The 2,182-nt window shown below is 69.4% G+C and carries 2 protein-coding genes; both read right to left on the reverse strand.

Annotated features, from left to right (window positions below; all coding sequences use genetic code 11):
• On the reverse strand, positions 1 to 1,191 hold a 1,191-nt coding region (locus JMF90_RS34335; protein ID WP_201326098.1), incomplete at its 3' end, for an AAA family ATPase.
• Between the two features lie 41 nt (positions 1,192 to 1,232).
• Positions 1,233 to 2,182, reverse strand: a 950-nt coding sequence (gene tssG, locus JMF90_RS34340) for a type VI secretion system baseplate subunit TssG (RefSeq protein WP_201326099.1), incomplete at its 5' end; no start/stop codon positions are given.

Below are 2,182 nucleotides of genomic sequence, written 5' to 3' on the forward strand. Positions count from 1 at the left end.
ATCGTCGAGAATCCGCACGTTGAAGTGCTTCTCCATCAGGCCCGACATCCCGCGCAGCATCGCGGCGGCCAGCGGCTCGCTCGGCTCCTCGACCTTCACGACCTGGAAGCGTCGCGCGAGCGCCGCATCCTTCTCGAAGTACTTCTTGTATTCGCTCCACGTCGTCGCGGCGATCGTGCGCAGTTCGCCGCGCGCGAGTGCGGGCTTCAGCAGGTTCGCCGCGTCGTTCTGGCCGGCCTGGCCGCCCGCGCCGATGATCGTGTGCGCCTCGTCGATGAACAGGATGATCGGGTGCGCGCTCTTCTTCACCTCGTCGATCACGCTCTTCAGCCGGTTCTCGAACTCGCCCTTCACGCTCGCGCCGGCCTGCAGCAGCCCCATGTCGAGCACGTGCAGCGCGACGCCGCGCAACGGCGGCGGCACGTCGTCGGCCGCGATCCGCAGCGCGAGCCCTTCGACGACCGCCGTTTTGCCGACGCCGGCCTCGCCGGTCATGATCGGGTTGTTCTGGCGGCGGCGCATCAGGATGTCGATCGCCTGGCGGATCTCCGCCTCGCGGCCGATCACCGGGTCGATCTTGCCGTCGCGCGCACGCTGCGTGAGGTTGGTCGTATAGGTGTCGAGCGCGGGCGTCTTCGACGGGCCGGCCGCGGGCGCAAAGCCGTCGGCGGCCGGCGCGACGTCGCTGCCTTCGTCGTCCGCCTGGCGCGGCTCGGCTTCGCTCGAACCGGCCATGATTTCGTCGAACTTGTGCTTCAGGTCCGTCACGTTCATTTCCGCGAAGCGCGACGACATCCGTTGCGCGAACTGCGCGAGATCCGGCGCGGTCAGCAGCGCGAGCAGCAGGTGCCCGGAACGGATGCGGCCGAGCTGCGAATCGAGCGACGCGATCAGCCACGCCTGCTCGAACAGCGCGATCAGGTGCACGGAGAACACCGGCGTGCGCGTGTTGCCCGTCTTCAGGCGCGTGAGCTCGCGTTCGAGATCGGCGTGCAGCGCATGCGGATCGACGCGGCTCGCGCGCAAGGCGAGCGGCAGATCGCCCGTCGCTTCGTCGAGCAACGCGAGGAACAGGTGCTCCAGATCGACCTCGTAGTGGCCGCGCGCCAGGCACGCGCTCGCCGCACGCTCGGTCGCGTGGCGGCACAGCGGGTTCAGTTTCGTGATCAGGGTCTTCAGAGGCGTGCTCATGGCGTCGATCTCAGGTTCGATTGCGTGTTGTTGTTAGGGTCTCAGTGAATCACGTGCAGTTCGTAGCGGGCGTCCGAGCGATCCTCCAGCGCATCGCGCGTGCACAGGAACGCATCCCAGCCGAGCCGCGAGCCCGCGCCGAGCACGCTCGCGCCGACCTCGGTGCGCTTGAGCACGAGCTTCACCTCGTACTCGAGCGTGACGCCGGCGAGCAGCGTCAGCATCCGCTCGAGCGCGACGGCGTGCGCGCCGCCGGGCAGGAACGCCTCGTAGTCGCGCTTGGACAGCGGGCCGACGACGATCCGCGCGCGCATGTCGCGCTGCCACACGCGCTCGCCGACGAGCGCCGTCGCGCCGAGCACCGCGTTGACTTCGCCGAGCACGCTCAGCTGATCGGGCGGCACGTCGTACCACTTGCCGACGAACTGGTCGATCTTCACCGGCACGCGGAAGTAATCGGACAGCGTGCGTTGCAGGTAGGCGGCCGACATCGGCCGGTGCCGCGCCGCGAGCGCATAGCCGGCCACGGCTTCGTCGAGCACGCCGCCCGGGCCGGCCGCGAGGCTGTCGCGCACCTCGTCGCTCGGCACGCCCGCGATCGCGAGCAACAGCGGCAGGTAGCGCTCGTCGCGGTCGAGCTCGTAATGGAACGGCAGCCGGTATTTCTTCCACGCCGCATAGAACAGTGCGGTCGCGCGGTTCGAGAACACGTCGAAGAACGCGCGCGCCGCGTGGTCGCGCCGCAGGTGCTCGCGCGCGACGATCTGCTCGGTGTAGTGCAGCGGCAGCGCGCCCTGCCCGCCGAGCAGCCCGAAGAACGCGGGCGTCAGCTCGACGCGGCCGAGCTCGCCCGCAGCGAGCGCGGTGTCGCGCTGCTCGTCCGAGTTCAGCGGCGCGCCGTCGTCGTCGAACGAACGCGCGCCTTCGATCTCGCTCGGCGGGAAGCCGAGCGACAGCGTGTTGCGGAATGCGATGTGCTGCGCGACCACGT

The organism is Burkholderia sp. E168m23 (assembly GCF_016586125.1).
Taxonomy (GTDB): Bacteria; Pseudomonadota; Gammaproteobacteria; order Burkholderiales; family Burkholderiaceae; genus Burkholderia; species Burkholderia orbicola.